The 18,231-nt window shown below is 65.3% G+C and carries 15 protein-coding genes and 1 pseudogene; 3 read left to right on the top strand and 13 right to left on the bottom strand.

Annotated features, from left to right (window positions below; genetic code table 11):
* Positions 1–17: 17 nt before the first annotated feature.
* Both RZ1_RS31550 and RZ1_RS27455 read left to right on the top strand, forming a co-directional pair.
* Positions 18–227 (top strand): macro domain-containing protein, encoded by a 210-nt coding sequence (locus tag RZ1_RS31550; protein ID WP_238071957.1) that lies wholly within the window; start codon positions 18–20, stop codon positions 225–227.
* Complete coding sequence (locus tag RZ1_RS27455; RefSeq protein ID WP_072815868.1) at positions 224–700, top strand: HIT family protein; 477 nt, start codon at positions 224–226, stop codon at positions 698–700. Before RZ1_RS31550 ends, RZ1_RS27455 begins: the two co-directional genes overlap by 4 nt.
* Positions 701–733: 33 nt before the next feature.
* Here the strand turns inward: RZ1_RS27455 and RZ1_RS31715 are convergent, their stop codons facing one another.
* The 11 genes from RZ1_RS31715 to RZ1_RS31535 all read right to left on the bottom strand — a co-directional run bounded on the left by RZ1_RS31715 (position 734) and on the right by RZ1_RS31535 (position 12,023).
* Positions 734–1,174, bottom strand: a complete 441-nt coding sequence (locus RZ1_RS31715; RefSeq protein ID WP_072815866.1) for a LysR family transcriptional regulator — start codon at positions 1,172–1,174, stop codon at positions 734–736.
* A gap of 1 nt (position 1,175) precedes the next feature.
* Positions 1,176–2,396, bottom strand: coding sequence for a cation:proton antiporter domain-containing protein (locus RZ1_RS27445; RefSeq protein ID WP_169918149.1), 1,221 nt, complete (start codon positions 2,394–2,396; stop codon positions 1,176–1,178).
* A 223-nt stretch (positions 2,397–2,619) separates the two neighbouring features.
* Positions 2,620–3,249, bottom strand: coding sequence for a hypothetical protein (locus RZ1_RS31540; RefSeq protein ID WP_244899403.1), 630 nt, complete (start codon positions 3,247–3,249; stop codon positions 2,620–2,622).
* A gap of 100 nt (positions 3,250–3,349) precedes the next feature.
* Entirely contained in the window at positions 3,350–4,258 is a 909-nt protein-coding gene (locus RZ1_RS27435; protein WP_072815862.1) for a LysR family transcriptional regulator, read from the bottom strand.
* A gap of 315 nt (positions 4,259–4,573) precedes the next feature.
* Positions 4,574–5,080 (bottom strand): RDD family protein, encoded by a 507-nt coding sequence (locus tag RZ1_RS27430; RefSeq protein WP_139282018.1) that lies wholly within the window; start codon positions 5,078–5,080, stop codon positions 4,574–4,576.
* Between the two features lie 515 nt (positions 5,081–5,595).
* Positions 5,596–6,735 (bottom strand): dTDP-4-amino-4,6-dideoxygalactose transaminase, encoded by a 1,140-nt coding sequence (rffA, locus tag RZ1_RS27425; RefSeq protein WP_072815858.1) that lies wholly within the window; start codon positions 6,733–6,735, stop codon positions 5,596–5,598.
* Positions 6,732–7,781 carry a glycosyltransferase gene (locus RZ1_RS27420; RefSeq protein ID WP_072815856.1) on the bottom strand — a complete coding sequence of 350 codons (1,050 nt, stop codon included), beginning with the start codon at positions 7,779–7,781 and terminating at the stop codon, positions 6,732–6,734. The genes rffA and RZ1_RS27420 overlap by 4 nt, the downstream gene beginning before the upstream one ends.
* A gap of 46 nt (positions 7,782–7,827) precedes the next feature.
* Positions 7,828–8,745 carry an alpha/beta hydrolase family protein gene (locus RZ1_RS27415; RefSeq protein WP_238071954.1) on the bottom strand — a complete coding sequence of 306 codons (918 nt, stop codon included), beginning with the start codon at positions 8,743–8,745 and terminating at the stop codon, positions 7,828–7,830.
* Positions 8,746–8,867: 122 nt separating this feature from the next.
* Complete coding sequence (locus RZ1_RS27410; protein WP_083583947.1) at positions 8,868–9,314, bottom strand: GtrA family protein; 447 nt, start codon at positions 9,312–9,314, stop codon at positions 8,868–8,870.
* A complete protein-coding gene (locus RZ1_RS27405; RefSeq protein WP_139282017.1) occupies positions 9,311–11,536 on the bottom strand; it encodes a glycosyltransferase family protein in 2,226 nt (741 codons plus the stop codon). The genes RZ1_RS27410 and RZ1_RS27405 overlap by 4 nt, the downstream gene beginning before the upstream one ends.
* Before the next feature lie 79 nt (positions 11,537–11,615).
* Positions 11,616–12,023 carry a hypothetical protein gene (locus RZ1_RS31535; RefSeq protein WP_238071953.1) on the bottom strand — a complete coding sequence of 136 codons (408 nt, stop codon included), beginning with the start codon at positions 12,021–12,023 and terminating at the stop codon, positions 11,616–11,618.
* A gap of 130 nt (positions 12,024–12,153) precedes the next feature.
* Between RZ1_RS31535 and RZ1_RS31530 the strand changes: the two genes are divergently transcribed.
* Positions 12,154–12,744: a hypothetical protein gene (locus tag RZ1_RS31530; RefSeq protein WP_238071952.1), complete on the top strand. Its 591-nt coding sequence runs from the start codon at positions 12,154–12,156 to the stop codon at positions 12,742–12,744.
* Positions 12,745–12,939: 195 nt separating this feature from the next.
* Here the strand turns inward: RZ1_RS31530 and lysX are convergent.
* A pseudogene (lysX, locus tag RZ1_RS27395) lies at positions 12,940–16,202 on the bottom strand (bifunctional lysylphosphatidylglycerol synthetase/lysine--tRNA ligase LysX).
* A gap of 939 nt (positions 16,203–17,141) precedes the next feature.
* Complete coding sequence (locus RZ1_RS27385) at positions 17,142–17,891, bottom strand: SDR family oxidoreductase (RefSeq protein WP_072815874.1); 750 nt, start codon at positions 17,889–17,891, stop codon at positions 17,142–17,144.
* Positions 17,892–18,231 lie beyond the last annotated feature (340 nt).

Genomic DNA, 18,231 nt, shown 5'->3' with positions numbered 1-18,231 from the left:
ACTGAGACCCGATCTGCGTGCCGCTACTTGGTCAGGGCCAGTCCAGGATCCCCGAGCTGACGGCCGAAGTCGCCGTCAGACTCATCGCGTTCTCGTTCCTTCTTCGCACGCGACGCGGACGCGGACGATTCTCCAGAGAACTGCGCATCGTCGTGCATCCAAACGAGATCGGCAAGATCGACCGCGCCGAGTTCCAAGCGTTCCTACGATCCCTGGTTGTCGGATGAACGACAGCGACAGCAGTCTCGACATCCCAGAGCAAGAGCCTTGCGCCTTCTGTGATTACCTCAGTGGGGCGCGACCGTTCACAATCCTCTGTCGCAACGATCTGATCGCGGTGCTCGTCACGAGAGAGCAACGTGGTATCGGGCATCTTCTCGTGTTGCCCGTGCGGCACTACCCAACCCTGCTGGAATCCGAACCTCACGAGCGTCACGCAATGATGGATACCCTCGCATGGGCCGCCGCGGCAATCGATGCTGCATTTGAGCGTCCGGGCATCGCGGTCTGGCAGAACAACGGCACGGCGGCTCACCAAGCTATTCCGCACCTTCACTTTCACATCGCAGGCACCCTGCCTGGCGGAGGCACCGACTTCGACGATGTTCCCGAACTTGCGGTGGAGCAAACAGATCAGATCGCCGCGCAGATCATGGCAGCGATCCAGACCGTTCCTGAGCTCGGACCCAAGGCACCCTAGCCGGCCACCCGCGGCTCTGGTCAAAGGATGAGCTCAGCCCGTTCTCGTGGCCAACCTACGCAGATCGGGAAGTAGATCGAGTACCTCCTCGCAGTCGATCTCGGGAGTGTGGGCCAGCGTGAACGTGGATGGCCGAGCGTACTGCGCTGCACTGATCGTGCGTGCCAGAGATCCTGCCGCCTGAAGAAGGGGTACGGCGCCGTCCCGTAGAGCTGCGCCCGACGGAGTCAGCTCGACGCGGCCGCCGATGCGGTGGAACAGTGCAATGCCGAGTTCGCGCTCGAGCGATTTGATCGTCCCGCTCACTGCTTGCTGGGACAGATGGAGTTCCTCCGCGGCGCGGGTGAAGTTCAAGTGCTTCGCCACAGCGACGAACTGCTTGATCCGGTAAAGATCGAGGAGCGCTTCAGCGGATCCGGGGCGCGGTCGCGGATGCCGCGCGCCGGCTGTTCCGGGAGTCCTGTCGAACGCCATCTCAGCTTCTCGGAGACGGCGGTATCGCGCGCGCATAGCCTGCGGCTGTTCGGTTGGCGGCGAAACCGTGGAAAGCGATGCTGCCGAGGACCGTTGCCGCCATCACATACAACACCAAAGATGCGTCGTCGAGGTCGGAGATGCCGCGCCAGGCCAGGAGACCGAAGACGATCGATGCCGTTCCGCGTGGGCCGAGAAGGGCGATCGCACGTCGATCTCGGGTCGGCAGGTCCGACCCGAGGAGGAACAGGCGAATAGGGACGATGCGAAGGACGGTCAGCGCTGCTGCGACGAATACGAACACCTCCCAGCCGGGTAGCCCGATCTCGGCGAGGTAGGAGACGGTGGCACCGAAAAGGAACCACATTGCCATGCTGCTCAGGGTGGCGAGATCCTCGGTGAGTTCGAGCTCCGAGTGCGCGGTCACCCCGGCATTGCGTGTGGCGTGGTAGGCGATGCCGCAGACGAAGGCAGCGATGAACCCGTTCGCGAACAGCACGCCGGCAGCGGCGTAGGCAAGGAGGGGAATTAGCGCGACACCGATCCGGATTCCTCTCGTTGTGGTGAGCGCGCGGTCGGTCAAGGTTCGGGCGGCGAGCGCGCCACCGAAACCGACGGCGATCCCGACCAGGCCTGCCACCAGTGATGACTGCAGCCCGTGAAGAATTGCGGTGCCGACGCTTTCCCCTGTGTGATCATCCCCGAGCAGAGCCAACGCGACGACGAAGATCGGAGCGACGATTCCGTCGTTGTATCCACTTTCGACGTTGAGAACACTGCGTACTCGGGGTGGGAGTCTTCCGTCGTTGAGGAGGGTCGACGCCGGCGCCATGTCGGTCGGCATGACCACACACGCGATAACCACGATGGTTGCCACTGCGGTGGCGGGCAGCAGCGCGGAGCCCACGACTATCGCGACGAACAGCGACAGTGGCAGGGCACCTGCGAGCAGACGGATCGCAATGGTTTGCTCTCCCCCGAACAAGCCTTTGCGTACTTCGGTGGCGTCGACGAAAAGCAGCAGCGCGAGGATCAGTTCGACGACGTGCTCGGTAGCCGATGCGTTCAACAGGTCGGTCAGATCCTCGTCCATAGCGCTCGACACGGCGATCCCGGCTACCACCATCACCAGGGGCGCAGCCAGGCCGAGTCGAGCGATCCCCCGTGCCCCGAGCGCGCAGACGATTCCGACACACAACCCGACCACGACGAACGTGCTCACTGCAGTGATCCTTTCGATCGGAGAGAGACGACACCATGATCAGGGTGGGTCCTCGAGCATCGCAAACCGGAATCCGTGCCCGAGCGCACCTCGTCGGGACGTCCCTGCGCGATGCGCCGCCGAGACCGGGGCCGGGACAGCAAGCCGCCGCAGCATCTCGTTCGATGCTGCGGCGACCGGCAGAGAGCCTCGGCTCCCGACGGACGAACGGGGGGCCGGGTTGTCAGCCGCCGGCGCCGTGGTTCGGATTGGTGCAGATGGTGCCTTCGCACGGGACATCGGTGCCGTCGCCGTTGGGGTTCTGCATCACGGCGCCGCCGTTGGCGTTCGGGTCGGATCCGGCGCCGTGGTTCGGATTGGTGCAGATGGTGCCTTCGCACGGGACATCGGTGCCGTCGCCGTTGGGGTTCTGCATCACGGCGCCGCCGTTGGCGTTCGGGTCGGATCCGGCGCCGTGGTTCGGATTGGTGCAGATGGTGCCTTCGCACGGGACATCGGTGCCGTCGCCGTTGGGGTTCTGCATCACGGCGCCGCCGTTGGCGTTCGGGTCGGATCCGGCGCCGTGGTTCGGATTGGTGCAGATGGTGCCTTCGCACGGGAGGTCGGTGCCGTCGCTGCGTGGTGCCGGGACCGATGCCCCATTGCTGCCGGCGCTCGAGCCGTTGCCCGCTTGGGGGACGAATGTCGTCGAACTGGGCGCAGAGGTTGTCGAGCGTGTACTGGTGGCATGCGGGGTGGTGGTGGAATGGCTTGTCGTGGTCGGAGCCGGCTCGGACGTGGATTCTCCGCACGCGGCGAGCGTCAGTGGCAGGACAATTACTGCTATCAGCGCTGCACCGAGTCTATTTCTCATGAGATCCCCTTCTACGGTTCGGTCATTCTGCGAGTGAATACGTGTGTGTACGCTCTGCCGAGCGGCGGGGGTGTGGCAGATGCACGGCCCGGGCGGGCGGTCATCCTTCCCGGGCAATGAGCGCGTCTCTGGGGGGAGAGTGGGTATGGCGGAGCCACAGTGCTTGTATCGGTGCCATCGGGGTGCCGTGGAGTTCGGCGACGAAGACACGATCGTTGTGATGAAGGCCAGGTTCGGCTGTGACCAACGTGAACTGGTCATCGTCGACGACGGACGTGGTCGGGACGAGACCACCGATGGTTTCGTGAACCACCCGAGGCTCGAACCCCGCACTCCGACAGACTCCGACGAGGAGGTCGTTGTGCGAGCCGGCACCCGAAGCGTCGGGCAATACCAGAAGATCCTCGGACAGGTCCACGAGTGTGATCACGGGCCTGTGTGCCAGTCTGTGCCGCGACGAGAGAGCGACACGCCACGGCGAATGCCCGATCACCGCGGTCTCGAGATGATGTGACTCGGAGGCGCCGTGACGAAGCGCGACATCGATGTCCCCACTCCTGAGGGATGCTTCGATCTCGTCGGCGAGGATCTGCCGTCCGATGACGGTGACCGGGGTGGCGAACTCACGGACCGGACCGGTCAGCGAGTAGACCTCGTCGGGAGTGACGGAGGGAAGGTACCCGATGATTAGGCGCGTCTCGCCGACGTCGGGTCCGGTGAGAACGTCCCGCGTCAGAGCATCGACCGCGTGGAGTAGCGGTGCAGCACCGTTCTTGAGGATGACACCGGCCGGAGCCAGTGCCAGCCGCCTGCCGACTCGGTTGATCAGGCGGACACCCAGGTCGCGTTCGAGCGACCGCATCGATCCGCTCACCGCTTGCTGGGTGAGGCGAAGCTCTTGGGCAGCGTGAGTCATGTTGAGGTGGTCTGCCACTGCCAGAAACTGTCGGATTCTCCGCAGATCGTACAGGTCGGTTCGTGGCCCACCGACCTCGTTATCAGGCTTCATGGGTTGTGCCTCGAACTCTGGACGAAGCCGACGGCTCGAGTTGCCCGGCCGGGCCGGGATTCGAAGTGGCCCTTGCCGTGCGAGTGTGTGTTTGCGGAAACCACAGCGACGAGGCGCCGCCGGATGTCGTCGTCGACTTGCGTCCCAGGTGCCGACACACGGTGCCCGGACGCCGTGTGGCTATCGGGATTGAGCGTCATCACGAATCTCCAGGGTCGATACCCCAGCGCCGGCTGAGCGCAGGTCCTTGCGTGAGGAACTCGGGCTGGATCCGAGCACGGGAGTCGATTGGGTGCGGACTGTGAAAAGCAGTGCCTAGGAGTTGTGCACCACCTGGGTTCCGTCGGCCCACCGGTCGTGAATGCCCTGTTTGGTCGGGCTCTTGGCGATTGTCACCGCGATCGCAATGCGCAAGGCCAGGTCGAGAATGGTGCCGATATAGGGGAGGGCACCTACTGCGATGAAGACGTTCCTGCGCACCGATTGCCGGGCCGATGGGCGCGTACCGGCCGGGTCGATCACACGCAGCCCGAGCAATCGCTTGCCGATCGTTGTGCCCCACTGTGTCTCGCAGACGATGAAGTACACGAGAGCGGCGGCCGCAGCCAGCCCCGCGAGCAGCGGAAGGTTCTCTTGCAGACCGAAGATGCTCATGACGAGGTACAAGATGACAGCCACGACCACCGAATCGATGAGCCGCGCGAGAAATCGGGGGCCGAGACCGGCGGGGCGCTTCGTTCGGTCGTGACGGCCCGTGTTCGACTCGAATTCCGGCATCACCATTTTCGTCCCTCTCACAATGTTTTCCCATAGCGGAAACAAGCTGCTGCACTGTGTATGGAGCGCTGCGTAACGGGCTCGTCGCTGATGGCGTCAGCGTGCTTTGGTGAATGGAACACTAACCGATTGTTGTGGGATGGGAATTGCTGTCGCGCCGGGAACATGGGCTCGGGGCGGCGCCACCGACCGAAATGGGATTCGGATCGCTGTGTTTGTGCTGGTCGGTGGTTCGACGTCGGTCTGGTTCAAATGCTGTTTGTGAAAACATCAGACTTGCTTGTTGACGATCGGTCGGCGCGTCCGAGGCAGCGAACCGCGGTTTCGGGATTCGCGGACTGTTCGGCTGTGGACGGCAGGGTGGCACTACCGGGAGGTGCTGCGGTTCGTGACGGGCAGATCCTGTTACCGCGGGTACGGCTTCCGGAAAATGCGCCCGGGACCCGTGGGGGCGGGGTTGTTTTCATCGACACGGAATGATCCGTGTCCGGGACGCAATCGCGGAGCGGCGCGATCTCATAACGTGGGGTGGTCGATATACCGATTGCCGACACGGCGTGCTACCAGTTGTGGCTCGTGACGGCGTCGGCGACGCGGGCTACTTGATCGTCGGTGAGTTCCGGCCACAGTGGAAGCCGGACCAGGGTGGACGCGAACTCGGAGCTGTGCCTGCATGATTCGACGGTACGTCCATATTTCAGGCCGGCGGGACTTGTGTCGAGCGGAACGTAGTGGAACGGTGCGACGATGCCTTGTCCAGCGAGGTCGTCGATGAGTGCGTCCCGCCGGGCCTCGTTCGGCATCCGCAGGTAGTACAGGTGCGCAGTGTGCTCCCGGTCGGGCGGAACCATCATGCGGCGGACGCCGCGGCGGTCCGCCCAATCGGCGAGCGCGGACGAGTATGCACTCCACACCCGATGACGCTCGGTCTGGATTGTCGCGAACTCGTCGAGTTGCGCGTCGAGGACAGCCGCGTTCAGTTCGCTGGGCAGGTAACTCGATCCGATGTCCCGCCAGGAGTACTTGTCGACGAGACCCCGGAGAAAACGTCCACGGTCGGTGCCCTTCTCTCGGATGACCTCGGCGCGTTCGGCGAGGACGTCGTCGGTGAGCAGGAGAGCACCGCCCTCGCCGCAGTGGATGTTCTTGGTGCCGTGGAAGCTCTGGGTGCCGAAAGTGCCGATGGTGCCGAGTGTGCGACTCTGCCAGGTTCCACCGAGCCCGTGTGCGTTGTCCTCGATCAGATCGAAGCCGTGAACGTTCGCGAGGTAGAGCAGTAGAGCCATGTCTGCTGCGACTCCCCCGTAGTGCATGACGATGACTGCTCGCGTTCGGTGGGTGATCGCGTCCGCGACCGACGACGGATCCAGGTTGCCGGTGTCCGGGTCTATGTCGGCGAAGACGACGGTGGCTCCACGGTGGGTCACGGCGGTCGCGGCCGAAGTGAAGGCGAAGCTCGGCACGATCACTTCGTCGCCCGGACCGAGGTCGAGCAGCAAGCAACTCAGTTCGAGCGCGTGTGTGCACGAAGTGGTGAGTAGCACGTGGGGCGCCGAGGTGATCTGCCGAAGTTTGGCTGTGGCCGACTCGGTGAACGGGCCGTCGCCGTGGAGGTGACCCGAGTTCAGCGCTGCACGCAGGTTGTCCAGTTCGCGGCGGGCGCGATAGGGGCGGTTGAACGAAATCTGCTCGGTGGTCATTGCGTGCTCCGCGGCGTATCGGTGCTCGTCGGGGGTGCGTTCTCGGGCGGCGCCGAGTCGAGGTGGCGCAGGTTTCCGTCGAGACGAGGTGTCGGTGAGTCGACCCTGAGGTAGAGGGGACGACCGGCCAGGATATGGAGCCCGACGCCCAGGTATTCGGCGATGAGCCCGAGGGAGATCATCGTCGCGCCCGAGCACAACAGCAACACGACGATGGTCGATGCCCAACCTTCGGGACTGTCGTCGTCGGTGTACAGGGTCTGCCAGATGATGACCGCCGCCATCGCTGCTCCGGTGAGTGCGAACACGAAGCCGACGACGCTGACGAAGCGTAGACCTCGGGTTCCACTGCACAGGAACATCTTCCAGAAAAGAGACAGCAGCCTCCGGTAGTTGTAGCCGGATTGCTCGCGGTATTCCTGTCTCAGTTCGACCGGGACGGAGGCCGTGCTGCCGACCACCCAGGACAGCGCCACGTCGAGGTAGGTGCCGTTCGCGGCGACACCGGCCAGGCTGCGTGCGATGTCACCGCGGATCAGACGGAAGCTCTCGAAGCGTGTCGATGCGGGAAACGAGAACAAAGTCGCCAGTACCAGTTTCGCGCCCCGCGAGGTCATGTTGCGCATTGCGCTGTGTGGACGCGGATTGCTCGGCCTGGAGTACACGAGATCCGCTCGTGCGGTGAGCGCCGTGTCGATGAAGTCGCCGATGCTGGCCGGGTCGTGCTGCCCGTCCTCGTCCATGGTGACGATCCAGTCGCCGCGCGCGTCGGCCATGCCGGCTATCGTCGCGGCGTCCTGCCCGAAGTTGCGGCTGAGCCATACGGGGCGTAGGCGAGGATGGTCCTGCACAAGTTGTTGTATCACCACGTCGGATCGGTCCGGGCCGTGGTCGTGGACTACGAGGATCTCGTCGACGACGTACTCGACTCCCAGTGCGGTCGTGGCACCGTCGATGTACCGGTCGAGTTCGGAGACGACACTGGCCAGGGTGTGCTCACCACGATAGACCGGGATGACGACAGAGACGGTCTGCCGTGCAACCATCGGGCGGGTGTTCGAGGTCACTGTGTTTCGCCAGACATGTGTCGTGTTACTCGGCGCCTCGAGCGTGCACGTGATCGAGGATGACGGCCTTGGCGGCGGCCCACGCGGACGAGGTCACGTTGCCGAAGTCGCCGTGTCCGACACCCTCGAGGGTCCGTAGCACCGCTGGATCGCCGGCAGCGGTGGCGGCGGTGACGTAACGCAATGACTGAGCAGGGTCGACGGTCTGGTCGGCGCTGCCGTGGAGAGCGGTCACGGGCAGTCTGACCGGCAGATGTTCGATAGGGGAGGCGATGCGGTAGCGCTCGGGTTGTTCGTCAGGCATGCCACCGAGCAGGTTTCGCACGAACACGTCATGACCGTCGGTCGCTGCGAGTGACAGATCGAGAACGCCCGCCATGATCGTCGCGCTGCGGGGCCGGATGGTCGGCTGGTGGCCGGGGGAGTCCGGGGGCAGCGTGTGGCGGCCTGCGATCCACGCGGCGAGGTGTCCGCCGGCCGAGTGCCCTGCCAGGTGGACCCGATCGAGGTCGAGAGTGTTACCGGACGCGTCCTGAACTACTGTTCCCAGGGCCTCGGTGGCGTCGTCAGCATCGGCGAGCGTCAGCGGCCAACCCCCGGCACCGTCGACGCGGCGGTACTCGATGCTCCAGACCGCGACGCCATCGTCGACGAGCGACCGGGACAATGGTTCGAAGTAGGACAGGTCGTGTTCCTCGAGCCACCCACCGCCGTGGACCATCACGACGACAGGGTGCGGGCCCGAACCCTCTGGCAGGTGCAGCAACCCGTAGGTGTCCGGGGCATCGCCGTAGGCGACACGGATCGGAGCCTGGCCGTCCCGGGCGTCGGTCGCGCCGGTGTCCGTGTGCGGTGTCGACGTCCCGCATCCGATGAGCGCCGCCGCCAGTGCGGTGCAGATCGTGGCCAGCAGTGCTCGTCTCGTACGGTTGATGCGCCTCACACCTACTTGATTCATGTGGGCACAGATGTCCCGCCCGGATTGAACTTCGCTGCACAGGGTATGCCGGATCGCCATCGAGCGGAAACAACAACTATCGTTGTTTCCGCAAGTGCAACTTGTGGTTACGTCCGCCGGAAAGTGAACAGGCGATGACCGAGGAAGCTGAACGTGGCAACGACGGCCATCACGACCACCGCCGCCGGCTGCGCGGGGACGTGGAGCACCGACACGGCCAACTGCAGTAGCGTCACATTCAGAATCAGCCCCCCGGAGTTGACCAGGACGAAACGCAGGAAGTCCCGCACCGGCTGCCCCTTCGCACGGAACACGACCATGCGATGCAGACCGAACGCCACGACGACGGTGATCGCGTACGCCAGGACCACAGCGACGCCGGCCGGTGCGCTGTCGCCGAGAACGGTGAGCCACAGCGTCGTCAGGGCGATACCGAGAACGGTATTGGCGCCGCCCACGATCGCGAATGTGATCACCTGCCCCCGCGTGGACCGCGTTCCGGCCGGCGCGTCGTCTCGGGCGGGGCGCCCGGCTGCCGGACCGATCGTTCTCATCGGATGGGACTGTCCGGGTCCGGAGCCGGTGCAGGATCGGAGATGCCCGACTGCGCACGGGTGCCTCGTCGTCCGCGCACGTAACCGATGTGCAGCGCACTCACACCGGCGACACCGAGCAGGACGGCGCCGGCACCGATCTTCCACCCCGGTGGTCGCCACGACAGGACGAGATCTCCATCGGTGTGAGCGGGAAGATCCACGGACACGAAATTCTCGGCGACAACATCGATGTCGATGTGCTGTCCGTCCAACGTGGCGCGGTACCCCGGCCATCCCAGCCGAGCGAATACGACCCGACCGCCGTCGTCGGACTGCACGCGTACCCGACTGGTGAGGTCGGACTCGCCGATCGAGGTCGCCACGACGCCGTCGGTCGCCGAAACGCGTCCGTTCCCGGTCGAGATCTGCCCGTCCTCGCGTTCGAGAACCGAGATCCACTCCTCGTGGCCCGGATAGTCGACCCACTTCCATCCCGACGGGGGCGGCGAGGCGCGGGCGTCGGGGTAGAGCGCGTTCTGCAGAACGACACGATCGACGAGCATGAGATCGACCACCCGTTCACCGGTTGTCGGTTCGACGGCAAATGCTTGCCGGAACGCCTCCGGGCAGACTCCGGCATCCCATCGCATACACAGCATTTCCCCGAAGTTGAAGTTGCCGTTGGGTGTGTATCCGCCGACGTATGTCTTCTCGAGGTTCTTCGCGTAGTTGCCGAACACCAACGAGCCGTATGCCCCCGAGAGGCTCTTGCCTTCCGGTGGTATCAGCCCTCGATCCGCGAGTTGGAGTGTGGTCCCGGGCATTTCGGGAAATGCTTCGATCATTTCCGAGCGGCGCTCGGGCAGGTTCCAGCTCATCGGCGTCAGCTGAACCGACCACACCTGCACGAAGGCGACCGGTGGAATCGCTGCGACGGCCAGACCGCATGCCCACGCAACACCCTTGCGGGAGCGGAGTGCCACCCCCGCGATGCCCAGCACGGCCACAGCCGTGGCGGCGGCGGCGTGGACGAGGGTCAGATGCGGGGCGGCGGAGACCGAGCGAAGCAGCAACGATGCGATGAGAACACCCGCAGCGGGAAGGCGGCGCCGCCAGTCGCCGGCCGGGAAGCGTCCCAGCAGGACACACACCAGGACGAGGGCGCCGAGGGCGACCATGGGGAGCACTCGTGCGGGCCAGCGCAACGGGCCGATGGCGCCCGGCCCGGCCGTCCACATCAGCACGATCACTGTGAACAACCCGACCGCGGAGAGATCTCGCCACGCCGAGCGTGCCCGTCCCCAGTCGACGAAGGCCAATGCCGGCACGAGGAACCAGGCGATGTAGACGACGGGCATGGGTTGCACGTACCCCCACCAGGAGGTGAAGGCGGGTAGCGTGGAAGGCAGGCTTGCGTTCAGAGATTCCGACCACGGGACCGTCAAGAACTGGTCGTTGAGGATCTGCGCGGTTCCGCGCCACGTCACATCGGCGGACAGAACGCTCGGGAGATACGTTGCCAAGCCTGCCGATCCAGCGAATCCCGCGGCGAGCAGAAGCTTCACCGACGGTCTCCAGCGCCGCTGATGGAGAACCTCCCCGCACGCGACAGCCACCATCACTATCGCTGCCTCGACGGCAGGGAAGACGTACTGGACCGACATTGTCAGATAGAGGAACACGAAGACGGGGATCGGGCCGCTGCGTCCGCGCGCGTACCGGACACCGCTCGCCCAGGCGTGGGTCAACCATGCGGTGCCGGTCAGTGCGGTGAACCAACTGGCCGAGTCGAAGAACAGCAGCCAGCCGGAAAACGGCATGGAAGTGGCTGCGACTGCTGCCCACGCGGGCTTACCGCCGTACTCCAGGCAGATGCGGTAGACGCCGAGGGCGAGGACGATTGCGAAGACCAGTTTGACAAGCGTGGCGTAGAGCGCGAGGTTGTCCATCGTCGGCGCGAGGAGGGCGATCAGCCATTGCGGCGGATTGAGCAACCCCGCTTCCTCGATCGTGTAGTTCCCCGCGAGCCAGTGCTCCGGAACCATCATCGGGAGACGACCTTCACGAATTCGGTTGCCCATCATCACCCACAGCGGGGCGTACTGGGATTCGGTGTCGTCCGTGTAGAAGTGTCGCGGGTCGGCGACGAGCACTGCGGCGTACCCGACGACGACGCCGAGTGTGACGACGGTGCCCCAGCGAAACTCGGATCGTGCGGACCCGCCGCTCCTCGACGTCACAGGCAGACCATACCGGTCGTACTGAACGGACTCTTGATGACGTTGTCGTCGAGTGCAATTCAGGCCGGTCGACAAGTTCTCACTGTGGTTCGACAACTGCACCCTGTGTCTTCGGGAGATTGTCACCGACCGGTGAAGGGGCGGTGGCACCGGCCGTTTCGGTTCGCACGGTGATGTGGTGAGAGAGCACGGCCATCGTGAACAGCCCGATCGCCAGATGGGGCAGGGCGCCGAAACCAGAAGCCGCGAAGTCCGAGAATGCGTTGAGAGTGGTGAAGACCAACGCGGCCACCCGAAGAGTACGCAAGGCCCACAGCGAATTGCGGAGGTGCAGAACCACCATCGAGGGGAGTGCCATCAACAACGTCACCGACGCACTGAGAAAGAGGATTCCACTCGTTACCCTAAACCGGTCGATCTCGACGACCGCGTCGGCGGCGTCGAGTTCCACGCCGCCCGTCACGATCCGAACGATGCCGACCACCACCCCGAGCAACGCGGCCAGAACCATCAGCCACCCGACGACCGGGACCCAGCGAGGACTGCGGAGGAACCGGGGGACCAGAGCGAGAACGAAGCGCCGCCCCGCCCCGATCCGGTCGGCGCGGTGTTGTGCGGTGTCGCGCGGTGTCGAGCAGCATGCGGACGCCGTCGATTGCACGGGAGTCGCTACCGAGTGCCTCGGCGCGGTCGAGCATGCGGACGGCGGTGGCGACCCGATGCGGCGGGAGTCCGCCCGCTATGCCGTCTGCTGCTATGGCGGCCGCATTCGCCAGACACTCCGCAGCTGTCGGAACTCGGATGATGCGGACGAGGCGATTCGCCATGAGGATCGTGACGACGAGTACGTACATGATCTCCGCAGACGGGCCGAAGAAGTAGTCGTTGGTCTTGGTCACGAACTTGCCGACCTCGTCGAGAAACAGACCGAACCCGATCCCACCGACGACGACGGCGACGACCCGCGCACCGAAACCCAGGAACAGCCATCCGATCAGAAGGGCCAGCATCATCGCGGCGCCGCCGTACAGGGCGTGTGCGATGTGCAGCGTAGCGCTTCCGATCTGTGGATAGCCGGTCAAGGACAGGTACAGCCGAGTCACCAGAATGGTGACGATGGCGATGACCAGGAACGCCTCGGCATGGGAGCTGCCGTACGCGCTCCGCAGGATTCTGCCCGGGCCGGTCGGGTTCTCGAATCGTTGTGACACACGCCTGATTCAACAGCATCGGAGGTCTTCCGTAGCCCGACGCGCGGCCGCGCGTCACTCGACATGTGCCGGTTGAGAATCCACAAGCGGTGCCTGTGAAAGGGGCGCGGATCACGTGGTGGCGCGACGGTCCTTCGCGGGAGGGTTCGTGCGCGTCGCCGGCCGCGCCGTCGGTCCCCGCACCGCCGTCGGTCACTGCTTCGGCTTCGCCAGCGGGAATGCGAGGGTCTCGCGGATGCTGCCCCCGGTGATGAGCATGACGATGCGGTCGACACCCACCCCGAGACCGCCGGTCGGAGGCATCGCGTGTTCGAGGGCCTGCAGGAAGTCCTCGTCCAGTTCCATGGCCTCCTCGTCGCCACCCGCGGCGAGCAACGACTGCTCGGTCAGCCGGGCCCGCTGGTCGATCGGGTCGGTGAGTTCGCTGTAGGCGGTGCCGAGCTCGATGCCCCACGCCACGAGGTCCCACTTCGCTGCGACACCGGGAATCGTGGGATGCGGCCGGGTCAGCGGCGACATCGACGTCGGGAAATTGGTGTAGAAGGTCGGGAACTCGGTGTGGTCCTCGACGAGGTGCTCGTACATCTCCTGCGCCACCGCACCGGCGTCCCAGCCCGGCTGGTACGGGATCCCGTGTTCGTCGCACAGCCGCTGCAGCTCGGCGAGCGGCGTCTGCGGGGTCACCTCCACGCCGAGCTTCTCCGCGACCGCGCCGTGCATCGTCTTGACCGGCCACTCGCCGGAGATGTCGACCTCGACGGGTTCACCGTCGGGGCCTGGGCGCAGGATGATCTGCCGGCCGTGCGCGGCGACGGCCGCGGCCTGGATCAGCTCCCGGCACATCACCATCATCTGTTCGTAGTCGCTGTGCGCCTCGTACGCCTCGAGGATCGTGAACTCCGGGTTGTGCTTGAAGTCGACGCCTTCGTTGCGGAACACTCGTCCGATCTCGAACACCCGCTCCATCCCGGCCACGCACAGTCGCTTGAGGTACAGCTCCGGCGCGATCCGCAGATACAGGTCGAGGTGGTAGGCATTGATGTGTGTCAAGAACGGGGCAGCGTTGGCGCCGCCGTGAACCTGCTGCAGGATCGGGGTCTCCACCTCGAGGTACTGCCGCGCGGTCAGCGTGTCCCGCAAGGACTTCACCACCGCACTGCGTGCCACCAGCAGATTTCGCGCGTCGGCGTTGATCGCCAGATCCACGTACCGCTGCCGTACCCGGGTCTCCGGGTCCGACAGGCCCTTCCACTTGTCGGGGAGTGGGTGCAGGCACTTGCCACGGAGAAATCGCGGACCCGAGCCCGAGTCAGGCGATCGGCGTCGACGATGACCTGAGCGTCACCGGACCAATCGCGGATGACAGCGAACGCGACTCCACCGAAATCCCGTAGGCGCAGGAGACGGCCGGACACCGTCACCGATGTGTCGTCGGGGGAGTCCAGCGCATCACGGACCGTGTAGGTCGGGGGCGTGGCAACGGGGTACGCGTCGATGCCCATGGCCGCCAACCGGTCGAGTTTGTCCAACCGTACCCGAACCTGCTCCGGTCTGCGTGGGGCCGAGGGCAACTCGGGGACCGGTGCGGCGAACGCAGCAACGCCGTCGGGCGCGGTTCCGTCCGCATGCAGCGTGCCCGTGCCCGAGATGGCGGCAGGCACCGCCTCCCGGGTACCGGTGTGCTTGCTCGCGTCGTGGCGCCGAAGGCTCGGCAGGGTCAGGAATCCCTCCGCGATCGCCGACGCCACGCCCACCTTCGGCAGGACCCGGCGGTCCGCGAAGCACAGGTACCGCGGCGCCCACTCGGGCTGGTACTTCACGTTGGAGCGGTACAAGGACTCGAGCTGCCACCACTTGGATGCGAACACGAGCAGCGACCGCCACATCCGCAGCACCGGCCCGGCGCCGATCCGGGCGCCCTCCTCGAACACTGCCCGGAACACCGCGAAGTTCAGCGAGATCCGGTTGATCCCGAACCGGTCTGCGGTGGTCGCGAGTTCGGTGACCATCAGCTCGACCACCCCGTTGGGGGCCTCCGGGTTCCGTCGCATCAGGTCCAGCGACACTCCGTTGCCACCCCACGGCACCAGCGACAGGATGCCGAGCACCTCGGCGTCACCTGCCTCGTCCTCGGGTCCGAGCGCCTCGACCAGAAGGCAGTCGCCGTCCGCGGGGTCGCCCAGTCGGCCGAGGGCCATGGAGAATCCGCGTTCGGTCTCGGTGTCACGCCATGCGTCGGCGAGCGTGATCACCCGGGTCATGTCGTCGGCCGGGATGTCGCGGCGCCTGCGGATCCGCACCGTCACATCCTGTTTGCGGACACGGTTGACGGCTTGGCGGACCTGCCGCATCTCGCGTCCGTCGAGGTTGAAGTCGCGGGTGTTCAGAATCGCCTCGTCACCGAGCTGCAGTACCGTCAGCCCCGCCCGGTCGTACACCGTCGCGCCGGCCTCGCTCGCCCCCATCACCGCCGGAGTCCACCCGTACGTCGATGCGAGGTCGAGCCAGGCGTCGATGGCGTGCGGCCACGCCTCCTCGTCGCCGATCGGGTCGCCGCTGGCGAGGCACACGCCGACCTCGACGCGGTAGGTGACGGCGGCCCTGCCCGACGGTGCGAACACGACAGCCTTGTCGCGGCGGGTCGCGAAGTAGCCGAGCGAGTCCTCGCCGCCGGAGCGGGCGAGCAGGCCCCGCAGTGCCGACTCGTCGTGCCCGGTGAGTGCGTTGCTCGCGCGTTGCGACCGGAACAGCACCATCACCGCGGTGAGCAGGGCGATCGCGCCGAACAGACCCAGCAATGTGTTGACGAAGCCGTGCGGTCGGCCGCCGAACTGCTCGTTGTCGATGGCGGCCAAGGTGGTCACCCGGTTGAACGCCCACAGCAGACGCTCCCCGGACGGCAGGCTGCCCGGGAACAGTTCCACCAGACCCCAGCCGAGCAGGGTGCCGATCGCCAGTCCGGTGACCAGGACGCCAAGCGCTTTCCACGCGGCGCCGCGACGGACCCTCGTGTAGAACTGCGACCGCGCGGCGATCAGGAGCGAGATCACCGAGATGTGTACGACGCAGGCGACGGCCGCGTTGACGTCGCGGTCGGCAACCACGACAACAACATTCGCCAGCGCGATCATGACGAGGTACAGGGTCAGCAGCCACCACGCGATCCGTTTGCGGCTGGCAAGGGCCGCGGCCAGCAGTCCGAGGACCAGGGCCCACGCGAAACTCGTGTCGGGGGCGTCGAAGTAGTAGTCGTCGATGTACAGCCGGAGCGGGTGGATCAGGAACCGCAGGACCGGGGACAGACTCCACAGGAACACCAGGACCGCGTAGATCCCGAGGATCAGACCCGCGATGTGGGGGACCTGCGCCAGACGAGACCCGTTGGGGCGGCGCAGTGCCCGCGACGGTGTCTGCTTCGGAAGTGCTGACGGTTCACTCGTGGTGGTCGGCGGCATGAACACAGTGTGACTGGGTTACCGGAGTTGTGGGACCGCGGGTCCCGATCGAGAATCAGTAGCACTTGTGATTCCACAGCAGCGGATTGCTAAGTGCTGGTGGAAGACTCGACCGTCACGCCGGCGACCGCGGAAACGTGACGTAGTCGACTGTGACGAGTGTGTCTCGAATGTAGACGCCCAGAACCGAACCCCCGAGCTCTGAGCGGGAAATGAGCATGAAGCCGGGGTGAGATCGCTCGAGAAGCGGAGATCCGATCCGGCGCGAGTCGGGGGTACGCGCCGGACCGGATACGAACACCATAGCGCCATCGGAGGCAGTCCGTCGCCCGGGGAGAGGTCGCCGGCGACTTCGAACACCGTCCGGCACAATGTCGGACGTGCGCCGTGCGGGTGTCCGCCCGCCCCGAACCCCGACCCCATCTTCTCGTTGCGTTCACCCGCGAACAGTCGCCTGCCGATGCGAGACTCCGGTGCCCAATCCTGTCCTGTCCTGTCCTGTCGTGGCGACGGGGAGGGGGCGACCTTCGCGGCCGACGGTTACACCGGTGCCGGGGTCGGTGTCCAGGTCCCGGCCGAAGACCACGATCTCGATACCGGGATCGGCTGTCGCAACACTGTTCGGCCCGGCCCCCGGGCGCCGGCTGAACGCGCGGATGCCCCGATGGAGACCGGGTAGACGGATCTACTCCGAAATATATTTCGGCTCTGCCTGATCCGAGAGAGTTTTGTTGCAGTTCCTGTTCTTCTGCAGCTACGGACGCCGTCCCGGTGAGAAAACCCCGGTAACTCACCGGGAGGGCCCCTCGAACCCGGCTGCGCTCCCGCGGTCCGCGGGAATCGGCGGAGACCGGCACCATCACCCGTTGGTGACAATCTCCGCAACTGTGTTCAGGGAGTGCTCCGCAACTGTGTTCGGAGAGCGCTCCGTAACTGTGATCAGCGAGTGGTGTACCCGCCGTTGGCGAAGATGGTCTGTCCCGTGATCCAGCCACCCTCATCGGCCAGAAACGCCACCAACGGCACGATGTCTTCGATTTGGGTCAGGCGACCACCCAGGGCCTGGGATTTGTGGAACTCCACTCGCTCCGGAGTCTCCTGGGGATAGAAGAACGGGGTGTCCATCGGACCGGGAGCAACAGCGTTCACCGAAATCCCTCTATCGGCAAACTCTCTCGCGGCCGCGCGAGTGAAGTGCTCGACCGGGCTCTTGCCTCCGGCGTAGGTGGCGTAACCGTCGGTGAATGCTGCGAGCAGCGAAGTCACCACAGTGACCACTCTGCCACCATCCTCCAAGCGGCGACCCGACTCTTTGATGAAGAAGAACGCGGACTTCGCGTTGACGTCGAACATGGAGTCGTATTCGAGTTCGGTTGTGTCGACGATCGGCTTGCGGAGAACCTTGCCGATCGTGTTGATCGCGAGATCGACCTTCCCGAACTCCTCGATCGCTCGGTCGAACAGTTTCTCGACATTGTCCGGCTGCGTCAGGTCGCCGCTCACCGTGATTGCCTTCGCCCCGGCGAGTTCGACCGCGCGTGCGGTTCGCGCGGCGTCGAGCTCGGACGCCTTGCTGTGGTAGTGAACCACAACATTCGCGCCTCTCTTCCCCAGTGTTTCGCTCACCAGGCCACCGAGATTCTTCGCTCCCGCTGCAACAATTGCTGTCTTGCCGTCCAGAGTTCCCAACAGAGTGCCTTCCACTCGAAAGTACCGTGCGCTACAACGCTACGACCGATATGCACAAGCCACCAACGAGTATTTTTGGTCTTTTCACAAATACTGGTTGGGGACAGCCTCGTGGGACGGGTCCGGCCGAGGGGGAGTACCGACCGTCGACGACATCGGCTTCTGCGCAGAGGCCGGTGGTTACCGGGTCCCGCCGAAGTATGGGTGCAGCATTCTGCGGACGAGAGCGCCCACGGCGGCGCGAGGCCCCCTGACAGCTGATGCCGATTCGACTCGAGCAGTTCCAGCCCTCACCGTGACCGAGGCCGTCACGCGAGTGCTGCTATCGGCGTCGCTGCAG

Source organism: Rhodococcus zopfii NBRC 100606 = JCM 9919 (genome assembly GCF_001895025.1).
GTDB lineage: Bacteria > Actinomycetota > Actinomycetes > Mycobacteriales > Mycobacteriaceae > Rhodococcus > Rhodococcus zopfii.
Note: the sequence above shows the minus strand (reverse complement) of the source record. Positions and strands in the feature narration are given on the sequence as shown.